Origin of the sequence: Methylobacterium gnaphalii, from assembly GCF_007992215.1 — a bacterium.
Lineage (GTDB): Bacteria > Pseudomonadota > Alphaproteobacteria > Rhizobiales > Beijerinckiaceae > Methylobacterium > Methylobacterium gnaphalii.
Map to the genome: position 1 here is coordinate 37,195 of NZ_BJZV01000016.1, position 14,748 is coordinate 51,942.

The 14,748-nt window shown below is 66.5% G+C and carries 11 protein-coding genes; 8 read left to right on the forward strand and 3 right to left on the reverse strand.

Going from position 1 to position 14,748, the window contains the following annotated elements; genetic code table 11:
• Window positions 1–15: 15 nt before the first annotated feature.
• A complete protein-coding gene (locus tag MGN01_RS14885) occupies window positions 16–1,824 on the reverse strand; it encodes an adenine deaminase (RefSeq protein ID WP_147047612.1) in 1,809 nt (602 codons plus the stop codon).
• 110 nt (window positions 1,825–1,934) lie between these two features.
• Here MGN01_RS14885 and MGN01_RS14890 point away from each other — a divergent pair, with 110 nt between their 5' ends.
• The 8 genes from MGN01_RS14890 to MGN01_RS14925 all read left to right on the forward strand — a co-directional run bounded on the left by MGN01_RS14890 (window position 1,935) and on the right by MGN01_RS14925 (window position 11,124).
• Entirely contained in the window at window positions 1,935–2,660 is a 726-nt protein-coding gene (locus MGN01_RS14890) for an aspartate/glutamate racemase family protein (protein ID WP_147047613.1), read from the forward strand.
• Window positions 2,661–2,833: 173 nt separating this feature from the next.
• Window positions 2,834–3,949 carry a cyanuric acid amidohydrolase gene (atzD, locus tag MGN01_RS14895; protein ID WP_147047614.1) on the forward strand — a complete coding sequence of 372 codons (1,116 nt, stop codon included), beginning with the start codon at window positions 2,834–2,836 and terminating at the stop codon, window positions 3,947–3,949.
• A 7-nt stretch (window positions 3,950–3,956) separates the two neighbouring features.
• Entirely contained in the window at window positions 3,957–5,384 is a 1,428-nt protein-coding gene (gene hydA, locus MGN01_RS14900; RefSeq protein ID WP_147047615.1) for a dihydropyrimidinase, read from the forward strand.
• A gap of 49 nt (window positions 5,385–5,433) precedes the next feature.
• Window positions 5,434–6,420 carry an ABC transporter ATP-binding protein gene (locus MGN01_RS14905; protein ID WP_147047616.1) on the forward strand — a complete coding sequence of 329 codons (987 nt, stop codon included), beginning with the start codon at window positions 5,434–5,436 and terminating at the stop codon, window positions 6,418–6,420.
• Window positions 6,421–6,461: 41 nt separating this feature from the next.
• Window positions 6,462–7,736: an ABC transporter substrate-binding protein gene (locus MGN01_RS14910; protein ID WP_147047617.1), complete on the forward strand. Its 1,275-nt coding sequence runs from the start codon at window positions 6,462–6,464 to the stop codon at window positions 7,734–7,736.
• A gap of 16 nt (window positions 7,737–7,752) precedes the next feature.
• Complete coding sequence (locus MGN01_RS14915; RefSeq protein WP_238258215.1) at window positions 7,753–8,697, forward strand: ABC transporter permease; 945 nt, start codon at window positions 7,753–7,755, stop codon at window positions 8,695–8,697.
• 1 nt (window position 8,698) lies between these two features.
• Window positions 8,699–9,586 (forward strand): ABC transporter permease, encoded by an 888-nt coding sequence (locus MGN01_RS14920; protein WP_147047618.1) that lies wholly within the window; start codon window positions 8,699–8,701, stop codon window positions 9,584–9,586.
• Between the two features lie 95 nt (window positions 9,587–9,681).
• Entirely contained in the window at window positions 9,682–11,124 is a 1,443-nt protein-coding gene (locus MGN01_RS14925) for an acetamidase/formamidase family protein (protein WP_147047619.1), read from the forward strand.
• 26 nt (window positions 11,125–11,150) lie between these two features.
• Here MGN01_RS14925 and MGN01_RS14930 read toward each other — a convergent pair whose 3' ends face one another.
• Window positions 11,151–13,910: a molybdopterin-dependent oxidoreductase gene (locus MGN01_RS14930; protein WP_147047620.1), complete on the reverse strand. Its 2,760-nt coding sequence runs from the start codon at window positions 13,908–13,910 to the stop codon at window positions 11,151–11,153.
• Window positions 13,907–14,734 carry an FAD binding domain-containing protein gene (locus MGN01_RS14935; RefSeq protein ID WP_147047621.1) on the reverse strand — a complete coding sequence of 276 codons (828 nt, stop codon included), beginning with the start codon at window positions 14,732–14,734 and terminating at the stop codon, window positions 13,907–13,909. The genes MGN01_RS14930 and MGN01_RS14935 overlap by 4 nt, the downstream gene beginning before the upstream one ends.
• Window positions 14,735–14,748: the final 14 nt, after the last annotated feature.

Genomic DNA, 14,748 nt, shown 5'->3' on the forward strand with positions numbered 1-14,748 from the left:
GTTGCGCTCCATTCATCACGCGGCCTCGAACAAGGGCACCTGTCGCATCTCCGGAACGAGCACCAAGCCCTTGTCGGTGATGCGAATTTGCGGGATGACCGAGAGCGGAATCAGGTTGAAGCCCATATAGGGGATCGCGCAGCCGGCGCGCTCCCAGGCGGCCTTGAGCGCTCTCACCTCCGTGGAAACCTCTCCGACCCGCTTGTCCGAGATCAGCCCAGCCACGGGGAGCGGAACCAGGGCGACCACCTTCCCGTCCTCGACGACGCTGACACCCCCTTGCGTCTCGGCGACGGCCTCGAGGGCCAGCCGCATGTCGGCCTCCGTCAGGCCGGCGACGATGACATTGTGGGAGTCATGCCCGACGCTGCTCGCCACCGCCCCCCGCTTGAGCCCGAAAGCGCTCAGGAGACCATGGGCGACGCGGCCACCGAGTACGTGGCGTTCGATCACGGCTACATGGCAGAGACCGTGCGCCGCGAGCGTTCCAGCCCAATCGGCGCCAGGAACGAGCGCGATGCGCTCATGGGTGAGCTCAATGCCGGGCAGCGTGGTGCGGATCGCGTTGACCGTGCACGCCTTCGCCGGCAGCGGTGGGATCAGCGCCGGCAGCGGATCCGGCAGATGCATCGTCTGGTAGGCGGCCTGCGGATAGCGGTAGGGCCGCGACAGCGCCTGTTCGAGCCTCGCTGTCGGCTTGCGGTCCTCAACGACCAGCTCGCCCCCGTACCAAGTCGACTGAGGAACGAGGTCGTCGTCGAGCAGAACGAGATCTGCCCGCCTCCCTCCCCCGAGGCCGCCGATCTCGGCGTCGAGCCCGAAGCGAGTCGCTGGATGCAGCGATCCCATCGACCAGGCCGCCGGTTTCGGAATGCCCATGCGGACGGCTTCGCGTACGACCCAGTCGAGCCCGAAATTCAGCAGGTCGTCGGCGTCGCGGTCGTCGGTGCAGACGCAGATGCGTTTCCACACGGCCTCGTAATCGATCACCGTGCCGATGGCCTTGGGCAGCGAGTGCCACGGCGTCGTCGGTGGTCCGCCGCGCAGAAAGATCCAGACGCCGGCCTCCAGCAGGTCGTCGGCAATATCAGCGTCGATGGCTTCGTGGGTGTCCGTGATGCCGCTTGCGGCATAGGGCGCCACGAATTCGCGGCCGTAGATATGGCCCGAGACTGGGCGGCCACGCTCGAGGGACGCGGCGATGATCGCATGCGCCCGCCGGTCGCCCATCGCGACGGCAACGAAGTCCATTTTCTCCCCGAGCCCGAGGGCCTCGGGCCAGGCGTCGAACAGAGCGGCAATCTTCTCAGGCGTGAGATCGCCGCCGGCCGTCTCGATATCGGGCGTCGTCGCCGGCACGGTGCTCGGCACGGTCAGATAGATGTTGAGCGGCGCAGCACGCGCATCCTCCAGCATCCATTCGACGCCGTTCCGGTCGAGCACATTGGCGATCTCGTGGCTGTCGCACATGATCGTCGTCGTGCCGTTGACGAGGGCAGCCTCGGCATAGGCGCAGGCCGTGATCATGCTGCTCTCGATGTGGAGATGCGGATCGACGAGTCCCGGTGCGATCAGCCCCCCTCTCGCATCGTATCGAAGGGCTACGCCCTTGTAGGACCCCGCTGGCTTGACCGCGGCGATCCTCCCGCCGGTCACCCAGACCTCGCGATCGGCGAGAATGCGCTCGGAATAGGTCGAGAGCACCCGCGCTCCGGTGATGACCAGGTCGGCATCCGCCCTGCCGCCAGCGACGTCGGCCAGGCGGCGCGTCATGCGGCTCAGGGGCTCGACGGAAAAGCGGTTCAGGGGCGTTTGATCGGTCATCGGACTCTGCTGTCGACGTGGCGGGGGATGCGGGCACGCATCATGCCACGGCGACGGTCGATCCGGCTTTCACATCGTATCGATGCGGGTGCCGATGCACGAAGGGGTCCATGCGCATTCTCCTGATCAACCCGAATACGAGCCACGGCGTGACCGATCTGCTGGCGGGCCAAGTCCGGCGGATCGCGGGATCTGCGGTCGACATCGTGCCGGTGACGGCGCGCTTTGGTGCGCGCTACATCGCCGGCCGAGCCGCCCTCGCCATCGCCGGTCACGCGGCGCTGGATGCCCTGGCCGAGCACGTCCAGGGCTGCGACGCGGTCTACCTCGCCTGTTTCGGTGATCCGGGCCTCGCCGCACTGCAGGACGTGTCGCCCGTGCCGGTGGTCGGCATGGCCGAAGCCGCGTGCCGAAGCGCTGCGGACAAGGGCCGCTTCGGCATCGTCACCGGTGGTGCGGTCTGGGAGCCGATCCTGCGAGAGTTCGTCACGACGCTGGGCCTCGCCAATAGTCTGGGGGGCATTCGCACCATCGACCGGACGGGCGGCGAGATCGCCTCCGATCCGCAGGGTTCGCTTGACGCGATCGTTTCGGCCTGCTGCGCCTGCGCCGGCGACGATGGCGCCGGGACCGTCATCCTCGGAGGGGCCGCCTTGGCGGGGATCTCCAGCCGCATTCAATCGCGTGTCCCGGTTCCGCTGCTCTGCTCAGTCGAGGCGGGAATGCAGGCAACCTTGGTTGCTGCGGTGGCTGGCAGGCTGTCCTCCGCGAGAGCGCCGATGTCCGAAACGGTCGGCCTCTCCACTGCTCTTGCGAGGCTGCTTGCTCATGAATGAGGCAGCCGATGCATGGGGGTTTTGTGACGCGCTGACGCCCAGGTCATCCGGTGACGCCAAGGCATCGCAGCGCTCGAAAACGAGTACTCGCCGCGCTCGCAGGAGCGGCCTAATCCACTCCCGTCGCCGCACGTCATTCGCGCGGCGCCAGCATCCGAACAGTCGAGCGGCCCATGCCTGAATGCCTCGTTTTCCGCATCCCGACACGCCACCCGGCGGATGTCTCCGGCCTCGTAGAGCTGATCGATTCCGGAAAGGTGAAGGCCGACGAGATCGTGGCTGTGTTCGGCAAGACCGAGGGCAATGGCTGCGTCAACGACTTCTCCCGTCCTCTGGCGGTGATGGCGCTGGAGACCCTGTTGGCAGCGCGCCTCGGCTGCACGCCGCATGAGATCGGTACCCGCGTCGCCCTCGTCATGTCCGGCGGTACCGAAGGCGGCCTCTCGCCCCACTTCCTCGTCGTCGCCCGCCGCGAGACGGACGAGGGATCGGTCCACAAGGGTCCCGGTTCGCTTGCCGTCGGCACGGCCTTCACCGCGCCGTTCCGGCCGGAGGAGATCGGCCGGATGGCACAGGTGCGCGCGACGGCATCCGCGGTCCGGCAGGCCATGGAGGTAGCCGGCATCACCGATCCCGCCGATGTCCACTTTGCCCAGGTGAAGTGTCCGCTCCTGATCAGCGAGCGGATTGCGGATGCGGAAGCGCGCGGACAGACGGTGGTCACCCACGACACCTATGCCTCGATGGGCTTTTCCAGAGGGGCATCCGCCCTCGGGATCGGGCTCGCGCTCGGCGAATTGACCGAGGACCAGCTCTCCGACGCCGTGATCTGCCGGCAGTCGGAGCTGTTCTCGGGGCGCGCTAGCACCTCGGCGGGGATCGAGCTCATGCGCAACGAGGTGATCGTGCTCGGCAATGCGCCGAGCTGGCACGGGCCGCTGCGCATCGCCCATCGCGTCATGCGCGACGGGATCGACCTCGATGCGATCCGCGGCGCGCTCGGCGACCTCGGCCTCAGCGCCGCGGGGCAGCTCGCGCCGAGCCAGGCGGAGCGCGTTGTGGCCCTGCTCGCGAAGGCCGAACCTTCCGGCAATGGGTTGATCCGCGGCAGGCGTCACATCATGAACGATGACAGCGACATCAACGCCACGCGTCACGCCCGTGCCCTGGTCGGCGGCGTTGCGGCCGCTGCGATCGGCCGAACCGACCTCTTCGTGTCGGGCGGTGCCGAACACCAGGGGCCCGATGGCGGTGGTCCAGTCGCGATCATTGCGGACATGAGAGCGTAGCCCTCGAATGCCAGAGTACGATCTCGCAATCCGTGGCGGCACGGTCGTCACGGCAACCGACACCATCCGAGCCGATATCGGCGTTCGCGACGGTCGCATCGCAGCAGTCGCCGATCGGCTCGCCGATGCCGCGCGCACCATCGATGCCAGCGGCCTGCTGGTGCTTCCCGGCGGCATCGACAGTCACGTTCATATCGCCCAGCCATCCGGCCCCGGCATCGTGATGGCGGACGATTTCGCCTCAGCGACGCGGGCCGCGGCCGCGGGCGGAAATACCTGCGTGATGCCCTTCGCACTGCAGCCACGTGGTCAATCGCTGCGGGAGACGGCCCTCGCCTATCGCGCCCTCGCGGAGGGGCAGTGCCACATCGACGTGGCGATCCATCTGATCGTCAGCGACCCCACGCCGGCCGTTCTCGGCCAGGAGCTCCCGGCGATGATCGGCGCGGGCTTCACCTCGTTCAAGGTCTTCATGACCTACGACGATCTGGTCCTGAACGACCGCCAGATCCTTGACGTGTTCGACGTCGCCCGCCGCGAGGGCGCCCGCGTGATGGTCCATGCCGAGGGCTATGACGCGATCCGCTACATGACCGAGCGCATGGAGCGCTCGGGCCAGACAGGGCCCTATGGCCACGCCTTGTCCCGTCCGCAGACGGTCGAACGGGAGGCTGCGCATCGCGCGATCAGCCATGCCGAGCTCGTCGACCTGCCGATCGTGATCGTACACGTCTCCGGTGGCGAGGCGATGGAGCAGATCGCCTGGGCGCAGGAGCGCGGCATGAAAATCCATGCCGAGACCTGCCCCCAATACCTCACGCTGACCGCCGAAGACATGAAGGGGCTCGGGCAGGACGACCCGCTGGCAGGCTCGAAATACGTCTGCTCGCCGCCCGTCCGCGACACCGCAAGCCAGGAGCAGATCTGGTCGGGCATCCAGCGCGGCGTTTTCGATGTGGTCTCCTCGGATCATTGCCCGTTCCGCTACGACGAGACCGGAAAGCGCAATCCCAAGGGGCGAACCTCGTTCCGCTGGATTCCGAACGGCATCCCCGGCATCGAGACGCGCCTGCCGATCCTGTTCTCCGAGGGTGTCTCGAAGGGGCGGATCTCCTTGAACCGGTTCGTGGCGTTGAGTGCGACGAACCACGCGAAGCTCTACGGGCTCTATCCGCGCAAGGGCTCGATCGGGCCGGGTTTCGACGCGGACCTGACCTTGTGGGACCCGAACCGGCGCGAGGTCATCCGCCAGGAGATCCTGCACCACGGCGCCGATTATACGCCCTGGGAGGGTTTCGCGGTGACAGGCTGGCCCGTCATGACGATCGCAGGCGGGTCCGTGATCGTCGAGGATGGGCGCATTCTCGAGGAGCCGGGGCGCGGCCGCGTACTCGACCGCGAGATCGACCGCACGAAGCTGAGCCCGCGCCTCTAGAACGCAGCTTGTGTATACAACATGGCCCGCCGCTTGCAGGTGGCGGGACATGAATGTCGAGCTGATCCGCCTGACCAAACGCTACGGCGAAACCACCGCCGTCGATGCCATCGATCTGAAAGTGCCCTCGGGTGCCTATTGCTGCCTGCTAGGGCCCTCGGGCTGCGGCAAGACCACGACCCTGCGCATGATCGGCGGGCACGAGACCGTGACCGGCGGCGAAGTGGTGATCGGCCCGCGGGCAGTCGGCAACGCGCCGCCGGCGGCCCGCGGCACCGCCATGATGTTCCAGAGCTATGCGCTCTTTCCCCACCTCAATTGCCGCGACAACGTCGCCTTCAGTCTGAAGATGCGCGGCCTGCCGAAAGCCGAGCGCCACGCCAGGGCGTCGCAGATGCTCGACCTCGTCCAGATGGGGCACCTCGCCGAGCGCCTGCCGGCCCAGCTCTCCGGCGGCCAGCAGCAACGCGTGGCGCTCGCCCGCGCCCTCGTGACTGGCCCGAAGGTCCTGCTGCTCGACGAGCCGCTCTCGGCGCTGGACCCGTTCCTCCGGGTCAAGGTGCGGGCCGAGCTGAAGCGCATCCAGGCCGAGCTCGGCCTCACCTTCATCCACGTCACCCACAGCCAGGAGGAGGCCATGGCGCTCTCCGATTTGGTGGTGGTGATGAACGGGGGGCGCATCGAGCAGGCGGCCGATCCACGAAGCGTCTTCGAGAAGCCCGCCACCGGCTTCGTCGCCCGCTTCATCGGCGGCCACAACGTCATCCGGCTGCCGGGATCCGAGATCGCCGTGCGGGCGGACCGGATGCGGCTCGGCTCGGAGGCCGGTCCCGAGGCCGTGCCCGCTCGCGTCGTTTCGGTCGAGTACCAGGGCACGAGCGTTCATGTCGGCCTTGCCCCCGAACGAACCGATGACGGCGCCGGCCCGCTCACGGCGATCATCGCCGACGAGGCCTTTGCGCTGAGGCCGCTCGCTTTGGGCGATGCCATCGCGGTGGGCTGGGATGCCACCGCCGCACACCGTCTGCACGGCTGATAGCCGGACAGCTCTTCGTACTTCCCATGAGGACGACAACGATGACCGATTTCCACAAGCCGACTCGGCGTGCCCTGTTGAAAGGCGCAGGTGCCGCGGGTTTCGCCCTTGGATCTGGCGCGGTCACCGGCTTCCCCGCCGTGATCTCGGCCGAGCCCGTCACTCTTCGCTATCTCGGCACGGCGGTGAACCAGTCGGCCGACATCGTGAAGAAAGTGAAGGAAGATCTCGGCATCAACCTCGAATACATCCCCGTGATCACGGACGAGGTGACGAAGCGCGTCGTTACGCAGCCGAATTCCTTCGACATCCTCGATACCGAGTTCTTTAGCCTGAAGAAGATCATTCCCTCGGGCAACATCGTCGGCATGGATGCCAAACGCATCAAGAACGCCGATAAGATCACCAGCGTTTTCACGAAGGGCGAAGTCGACGGCAAGAAGATCGGCGATCAGGGCACTGCGCCGAAGAAGGTGTTTTATCTCGAAGGGCAGTCGAGCAAGAGCTTCGCCAGCTCGCCGACCGAGTGGATCACGCTGATCCCCGTGACCTACAACGCCGATACGCTCGGCATCCGTCCGGACCTGATCAAGCGGCCGATCTCAAGCTGGAAGGAGCTCCTGAACTCCGAGTTCAAGGGCAAGGCCTCGATCCTGAACATCCCCTCGATCGGCATCATGGATGCGGCAATGGTGGTGGAGTCGATGGGTGACTACACCTACGGCGACAAGGGCAACATGACGAAGGCCGAGATCGACCGCACCATCAAGGTCCTGATCGAGGCTAAGCGCGCCGGTCAGTTCCGCGCCTTCTGGCAGGACTTCAACGAATCCGTGAACCTGATGGCCTCGGGCGAGACGGTAATCCAGTCGATGTGGTCGCCCGCCGTCACCAAGGTCCGCACGCAGGGCGTGGCTTGCGTTTACCAGCCCCTCAAGGAGGGCTACCGTGCCTGGGCGACGGGCTTCGGCCTGCCGAAGACGCTCACCGGCAAGAAGCTCGACGCGACCTACGACTTCATCAACTGGTTCCTGTCCGGCTGGGCCGGCGCCTATCTCAACCGCCAGGGTTACTATTCGGCCGTGCTGGACACCGCCAAGACCCACATGGAGCCCTACGAGTGGGCCTACTGGATGGAGGGTAAGGCTGCCGAGAAGGACATCCGCGGCCCCGATGGATCCGTGCTGGAGAAGGCCGGGACCGTGCGTGACGGCGGCTCGTTCGAGGCCCGCATGGGCTCCGTCGCCTGCTGGAACGCGGTGATGGACGAGAACACCTATATGGTCCGCAAGTGGAACGAGTTCATCGCGGCGTGAGCCTGGAGCCTCGCTCGTGACAGAACTCGTGTTACCGACATCCGCGGCGGCCTCGAACGAGGCCGCCGAAAAGAAGCCGGCAACGGCTTCCCGTCGCCGCAACGGCCTCGCCTATTGGCAGGCGGCGCCGATGGCCTTCGTCTTCCTGGTCTTCCTCGTCGTGCCGCTCGTGCTGACCGTCGTCGTCAGCTTCTGGCAGTACAATGAATACGAAATCATCCCGGCTTTCACGCTGCAGAATTATGCGGATGTCTTCGAGGGCTGCCTCTCACTCAGCGAGCCCTGCACCACGGTGCGGACCTATCTCTCGACACTGAAGTTCTGCCTGCTCGCCTGGCTCTTCACCCTCGGAATCGGCTTCACGGTGGCCTATTTCCTGGCCTTCCAGATCCGCAGCCGAACCACGCAGATGGTGCTGTTCCTGATCTGCACGATCCCGTTCTGGACCTCGAACGTGATCCGCATGATCTCGTGGATGCCCCTGCTCGGACGCAACGGCCTCGTCAACGAGACCCTGCAGCGGATGGGACTGATCTCGAAGCCGATCGAGGGTCTGCTCTATTCGGACTTCTCGGTCGTTCTCGCCTGCGTGCATCTCTACACGGTCTTTATGATCGTCCCGATCTTCAACAGCATGGCACGCATCGACCGTTCGCTGATCGAGGCAGCCTACGATGCCGGGGCGACGGGATGGCAGACCTTGCGCAACGTCGTCATCCCGCTCTGCAAGCCCGGCATCGCCATCGGCTCTATCTTCGTGATCACGCTGGTGATGGGCGATTTCGTTACCGTCGGCGTGATGGGAGGCCAGCAGATCGCCTCCGTCGGCAAGGTCATCCAGGTGCAGATGTCCTACCTGCAATTCCCGATGGCGGCGGCGAACGCCGTCGTGCTGCTCGGCGCCGTGATGCTGATGATCCTCGCTCTCGGCCGGGTCATCGATCTCAGGAAGGAACTGTGAGGTGAGCGACCGTCCGCGCGGCATCGGCTTCTATGGCCTGGCCCTGTTCTTCGCCCTGTTCGTCCTGTTCCTCTACGGGCCGACCCTGACGATCCTCGTGCTCAGTTTCCAGGGGCCGGAGGGCGGTCTCACCTTTCCGATGAACGGCGTCTCGACGCATTGGTTCGCCAAGCTCTGGGAAGGCGCCGGGGTCGTCGACATCTGGGCGGCTCTGGCGCGTTCGCTGCGCCTCGGGCTCGCGGTGATGCTGCTCACCGTCGTGATCGCGTTCTTCGCCGGGCTTGCATTCCGCAAGCATTTCCGTGGCGAGGGTGGGCTGTTCGTGCTCGCGATCGCGAGCCTGATTGTGCCATCGATCGTGGTGTCGCTCGGGATCGGACTGGAATTCCGGCTGATCGATGAGGCAATCAATGCCATGGCTTCGGCGACCGGCTGGGAATGGCTGCAGGACCACGGCACGCTGATGGGGCTATCGACCTCGGCACTCGGTGCACATCTGACGTGGACGCTTCCCTTCGGCCTCCTGATCATGTTCGCGGTCTTCAACCGCTTCGATCCGGCCTACGAGGAGGCCGCCCGCGATCTCGGCGCGAGCGGCGCCCAGACGCTCCGCCATGCCGTGGTGCCGATCCTGGCGCCCTCGCTGGTTGGCGTCGCCCTTTTCGGCTTTACTCTGTCCTTCGACGAGCTGGCGCGAACCAGCCAGGCCATCGGTGGCCGTAACACCCTGCCGCTCGAACTCCAGGGCCTGACCACCACGGTGACGACGCCCGAGATCTACGCGCTGGGCACGCTCACCACCGGGATGTCGCTGGTTGTGATCGCCTCGGCCCTGTGCGCCGTCCTCTGGCTTCAGCGCCGGCGTGCCCGGAGAGGATTGCTCGCCTGACCGGCGGGCTGGCGCGATGTCACCGCACACACGGCCCAAGCTTGGCCGTTAGATTGCATACTTGATCTGGTCAGCCTCAACTCCGGAGCGATCAGATGTGTCTTGGTGACGACCCGACCTGTGCCGCCTTCGCGGAGCATCGCCTCCGATATCGTCGTGACATGGAGCCGGAGCGCCGGGCGTTCCTGAAGAGCAGCTTCGTCGCCACGGGCGGCATGGCCGCCATGGCGGCCGGCGGTCTCTCGCTGGTCAGCCCGGCTTTGGCCGAGGCAAGCCATTCGAAGCTCAAGCACACCGCTCACTACCATCTGCCCGCCAATGCGGAGACCGTGCACTGGGGCTATTTCTCCAAGAGCCTCAAGCCACAGGTCGAGATTGCCTCCGGCGATTTCGTGACCATCGAGACCCTGACCCATCAGGCGAGCGACGATGCCGAACGCATGATCGACGGCGACCCCGGTGCAGAGAGCGTCTATCTCTGGACGAAGGACAAGATGGGCGTGAGCCCGCGCGGCGCAGGCCCGATGGATGCCAAGCTTGGCCCCGGCGGTGGCCTCGGCGTGCATATCTGCACGGGGCCGGTGGCCATTCGCGGGGCCGAGCCAGGTGACGTGCTCGAGGTGCGCATCCTCGACGTGGCGCCACGCCCCAGCGCGAACCCGAAATTCAAGGGCCTCGCCTTCGGCAGCAACGCGGCGGCCTGGTGGGGCTACCACTACAAGGACCTCATCACCGGCGACAAACCGCGCGAGGTGGTGACCATCTACGAGGTCGATGCCACCGGTAACCGCGACTGGGCCCGCGCCGTCTACAGCTTTCGCTGGCCCGGCGTGACCGATCCGTTCGGCGTCTCGCATCCGACGATCGACTATCCTGGCTTGCCGGTCGACCACTCGAAGACGAAGCGCAATTTCGAGGTCCTGAAGGGCATCCGCGTGCCGATCCGCCCGCATTTCGGCACGATGGGCCTCGCGCCGGCCGAGTCCGACAAAGTGAACTCGATCCCGCCCAGCTATACCGGCGGCAACATCGACAACTGGCGCATCGGCAAGGGCGCGACGATGTACTATCCGGTGGCGGTGCCGGGCGCGATGTTCTCGGTGGGCGATCCTCATGCGAGCCAGGGTGATTCCGAACTCTGCGGTACGGCGATCGAGTGCTCGCTCACCGGCACCTTCCAGTTCATCCTCCACAAGAAGGCCGATCTCGCCGGCACCTCGCTGGAGGCGCTCGACTTCCCGATGATCGAGACCAGCGAGGACTGGGTGCTGTCGGGCTTCAGCTACCCCAACTACCTCAAGGATCTCGGCCCCGAGGCGCAGAGTGCGATCTTCGAGAAATCCTCCATCGACCTCGCCATGCGCGACGCCTTCCGCAAGATGCGCCAGTTCCTGATGCACGCGAAGGGACTGACGGAGGACGAGGCGATCTCGCTGATGTCGATCGCCGTCGACTTCGGCATCACCCAGGTCGTCGACGGCAACTGGGGCGTCCACGCCATCGTCAAGAAGGCGATCTTCGCCGAACGGCCGGTGTGATCGTCCTTCGGCTGCAGGGCGCCCCCTCAGCGCTCTGCGGCCGCTGCCATCATCGCCTTGTAGATCCGATCGGGCGCGAAGGGCGTCGATGTCAGCCGTGCGCCCGTCGCGTCGCGGATCGCGTTGCCGAGCGCGGCGGCGACGGGGTTATAGGGCGCCTCGCTCATCGACTTCGCCCCAAGCGGACCCACGCTGTCATAGGTGTCGGCGAACAGTACCTCGGTGCGCGGGACATCGGCGCAGGTCGGGATGTGATAGCTGCGGAACGTCCGGGTGGTGGCGCGGCCCTCGTCGTCGAAACGATAATCCTCGTAGAGGGCCGCCCCCAACGCCTGTGCGATACCGCCCTCCACCTGCCCTCGGCACTGCATCGGGTTGATGACGACGCCGGCATCGGCGGCCTGCACGCTCTTGAGGATACGCAGCTGTCCGGTTTCCGGGTGAACGGCGACGCGGAACGCCTGGACGTTGAAGGCCACCGAGCGCGGGCTGCCATCCGATTCTGCTTTTACCTCGAGCAGCGGGCCGTCCGCGAGCGCGGTCAGCGGAATCGCTCCCCGCGGCGTCTCGACGGCCTGGCGTGTCAATCGGCATTCGGATGGCTCGACGCCCATGCGTGATGCGGCTGTCGAGCGGATCGCCTCTGCCAGGGCCAGCGACGCGCGCAGATTGGCCTGGCCCGCCACGACGGTGCCGGTGCTGCCATAGGCGCCCGTGTCATGCGCCACGGCATCGGTGTCGGCCTGCCGCAACCGGATGCGGTCAGGCGTCGTACCCAGCACCTGGGCCGCGATCTGGGTATGAACGGTGCTGGTGCCGTTGCCGAATTCCGCCGTCCCGATCGCGAGCCCGTAACCGCCATCCAGTTCGAGCCGGATCGCGGCATGCGCGAAGTGACCGCGCGGTGGGATCGTATCGATCATGGCCAGCGCCATCCCAGAGCCGATCAACCATTCGGGTCCGGGCGGTGGCGAGCCGGGATCGTCCGCGAGCGCGGCCTGGGCGAGGCCGAGGCACTGGTCGAGCCCATAGGAGCCGTAGAGGACGTCGTGCGGCTCCAGGCTGGTAGAAACCATCGGATTGCCGGGTCTGACCGCATTGAGCCTGCGAAACGCGAAAGGATCGATCCCGAGCATCCGGCTCAACTCATCCATCGCAGATTCGATGGCGAAGATCGTCTGGCTGAGCCCGTATCCGCGGAACGCGCCGGCGGGCAGCGTATGCGTGTAGACCGCATAGCCTTCGACCCGCTTGTTCGGGACGTTGTAGACGGAGAGGCACTCGTTGCAGCCGTGGTGCAGGACGCCGCCGGCATGGTTGCCGTAGGCCCCGGTATTGGAGACCACCTTCAGCGAGATTGCCGTCAGCCGGCCATCGGCGGTGGCGCCGAGCTTCACGCGGACCTGCATCGGATGGCGTGTCGTGGCAGCGGTGAATTGCTCCTCCCGCGTCATCTCGTATTTGACCGGCCGCCCTGTCTTGAGGACGGCGAGGGCGACGATGTCTTCGGTGAGCATCTCCTGCTTGCCGCCGAAGCCGCCGCCGACCCGCGCGCAATGAACGCGCACCTTCTCGCGTTCGAGCCCGAACAGCCTGCAGAGCGCATCCCGCGTCAGGAACGGCACCTGCGAGGAGGTCCGCAGGACGAGCCGCCCGTCCTCATCGAGCCAACCGAGCGCGCCATGCGTTTCCAGATGCGCGTGCTGGACACGCTGGGACACGAAGTCCTGCTCGTAGACTGCCGCCGCTTCCGCAAAGCCGGCCTCGACATCGCCAATGGCGCCATGCGCCTCCGCGGCAAGATTGGGGTGGGCCAGTAGCGGCGGCGCGTCCTCGCCGGGCTCGGGCGGTGTCCGATCGGCCGGATCGTGGACGAGTGGCGCGTCGGTGCGCATCGCCACTTGCGGGTCGAACACGGCCGGACGCGTCTCGTAGGTGACCCGAAGCGCCCGCAGCCCAGCCTCGGCCGCAGCCTCACTCTCGGCGACGACCGCCGCGACGCGCTGGCCGACGAAGCGCAGGATCGGATCGAGCAGCAGGGTATCGGCCGCGTCGTCTCGGGGATTTTCGTGCCGGCCCGTCGAGAACCGGCGTCCGGGCGCATCCTCATGGGTCAGCACCGCGACGACGCCGGGCAGCGCCAAGGCCGCCCCGCGCTCAATGCCCACGATCCGCGCATGCGCGTAAGGAGAGCGCAGCACCTTCATGTGCAGGGTGCCGGGCATGGCAAGATCGAAGGTATAGGGCGTCCGGCCGGAGACCACGCCGGTGCTGGCAGGCGCCGGCAGGTTGCTGCCGACCGGGCCTTTGCCGTTGCCTCCCGACACCTCGACATGACCGATTCCGGCCACGGCATCCCAGATCGCGCGGTACCCGGTGCATCGGCAGAGGTTGCCCTTGAGCGCCGTGCCGAGATCCTGCCGCTGCGCCTGGTTCAGTGCCGCCGCCGTCATGATCATGCCGGGCGTGCAGAAGCCGCATTGAAAGCCCTGCGCGGCAAGGAAGGCCTCCTGCATCGGGTGGAACTGCTCGGGTGGCCCCGACGATATCTCGCAAGGACCGGCAAGACCTTCGATCGTGGTGACGATCCGACCCTCCGCCTTGAAAGCAGGCAGCAGGCAGGAATGGATCGGCTCCCCGTCGAGATGCACGGTGCAGGCGCCGCAATCGCCGGCATCGCAGCCCTTCTTGACTCCGAACCAGCCGAGGTCCCGCAGCAGCGTGCGAAGGCACTGGCCCGGGGCATGATGCGCCTCCTGGAGCTGACCATTGACGGTGAGCTTCATCGGGCGGTCCCTTCCTCGAATTCCCGGCGGATTTCCTCCGCGAGCAGCCCCGTCACGTGCTGGCGCCAATCCGGCGAGCCATGGGGATCGTCGTACCAGCCGACCCCTTGGGTTCCGTCTGCAATGGCCTGCCGGAGCGCGGCCGCATCCGGCAGGCCGGGGAAGGACAGCCGAACGGGGCGCGGCGTCGATGCCGTGACGATCAGCGTGAACCCGCCGGATGGGCCCAAGCTTCCGACGAGAAGTGCGCCTGACCGGCCGTTCGGGGACAGCGAGATCTGCCGGAAAGCTGTGCGGCGTCGTAGAGCCTCGGTCGGCACGTCGATGCTGCGCAGCAGCTCGCCAGCTCTCAGCGCCGTCTTCTGCGGCCCCAGCACGAACTCCATCACCGGAAGATGACGCGTGCTGCCATCGACCGCGAGGAGCGTGCAGACGCCGTCGAGAGCTGCCGTCAGAGCGATCATCGGCCCCGCCGGAAGCGCCATGCAGAGATTGCCGCCCACGGTGGCGCGGTTCCAAATCTTGAACGAGCCGAGCAAGGCACGGCAGCATTGGTTGATGAGCGGTGCTGCGAGCCAATCCGTGGGGAGCTCCAGCCGGTTGAGTTCGGCGATGGTGCAGGTCGCAGCAATGCCGAGGCCGTCGGGGCGGATCGTGCTCGGCTGCCAATGAAAGCTCGAAAGGTCGATGAGCCGGGTCAGGCTCGGCTGCGGTTCCGAGAACAGCCACGTGCCACCCGCGAGCCACGCATCGCCGGCCTCCCAGGAGGGAAGCTCGTCGAGCCCGCGGGGCGTCAGAACGCTGCTGATGGTCGTGAGATCCATGATCGCGCCGCTTG

Excerpts from the sequence above, each read along its gene's own strand:
- MGN01_RS14885 (WP_147047612.1), bottom strand. The coding sequence starts at position 1,824 with ATGACCGATCAAACGCCCCTGAACCGCTTTTCCGTCGAGCCCCTGAGC.
- MGN01_RS14890 (WP_147047613.1), top strand. The coding sequence starts at position 1,935 with ATGCGCATTCTCCTGATCAACCCGAATACGAGCCACGGCGTGACCGAT.
- atzD (WP_147047614.1), top strand. The coding sequence starts at position 2,834 with ATGCCTGAATGCCTCGTTTTCCGCATCCCGACACGCCACCCGGCGGAT.
- hydA (WP_147047615.1), top strand. The coding sequence starts at position 3,957 with ATGCCAGAGTACGATCTCGCAATCCGTGGCGGCACGGTCGTCACGGCA.
- MGN01_RS14905 (WP_147047616.1), top strand. The coding sequence starts at position 5,434 with ATGAATGTCGAGCTGATCCGCCTGACCAAACGCTACGGCGAAACCACC.
- MGN01_RS14910 (WP_147047617.1), top strand. The coding sequence starts at position 6,462 with ATGACCGATTTCCACAAGCCGACTCGGCGTGCCCTGTTGAAAGGCGCA.
- MGN01_RS14925 (WP_147047619.1), top strand. The coding sequence starts at position 9,682 with ATGTGTCTTGGTGACGACCCGACCTGTGCCGCCTTCGCGGAGCATCGC.
- MGN01_RS14930 (WP_147047620.1), bottom strand. The coding sequence starts at position 13,910 with ATGAAGCTCACCGTCAATGGTCAGCTCCAGGAGGCGCATCATGCCCCG.
- MGN01_RS14935 (WP_147047621.1), bottom strand. The coding sequence starts at position 14,734 with ATGGATCTCACGACCATCAGCAGCGTTCTGACGCCCCGCGGGCTCGAC.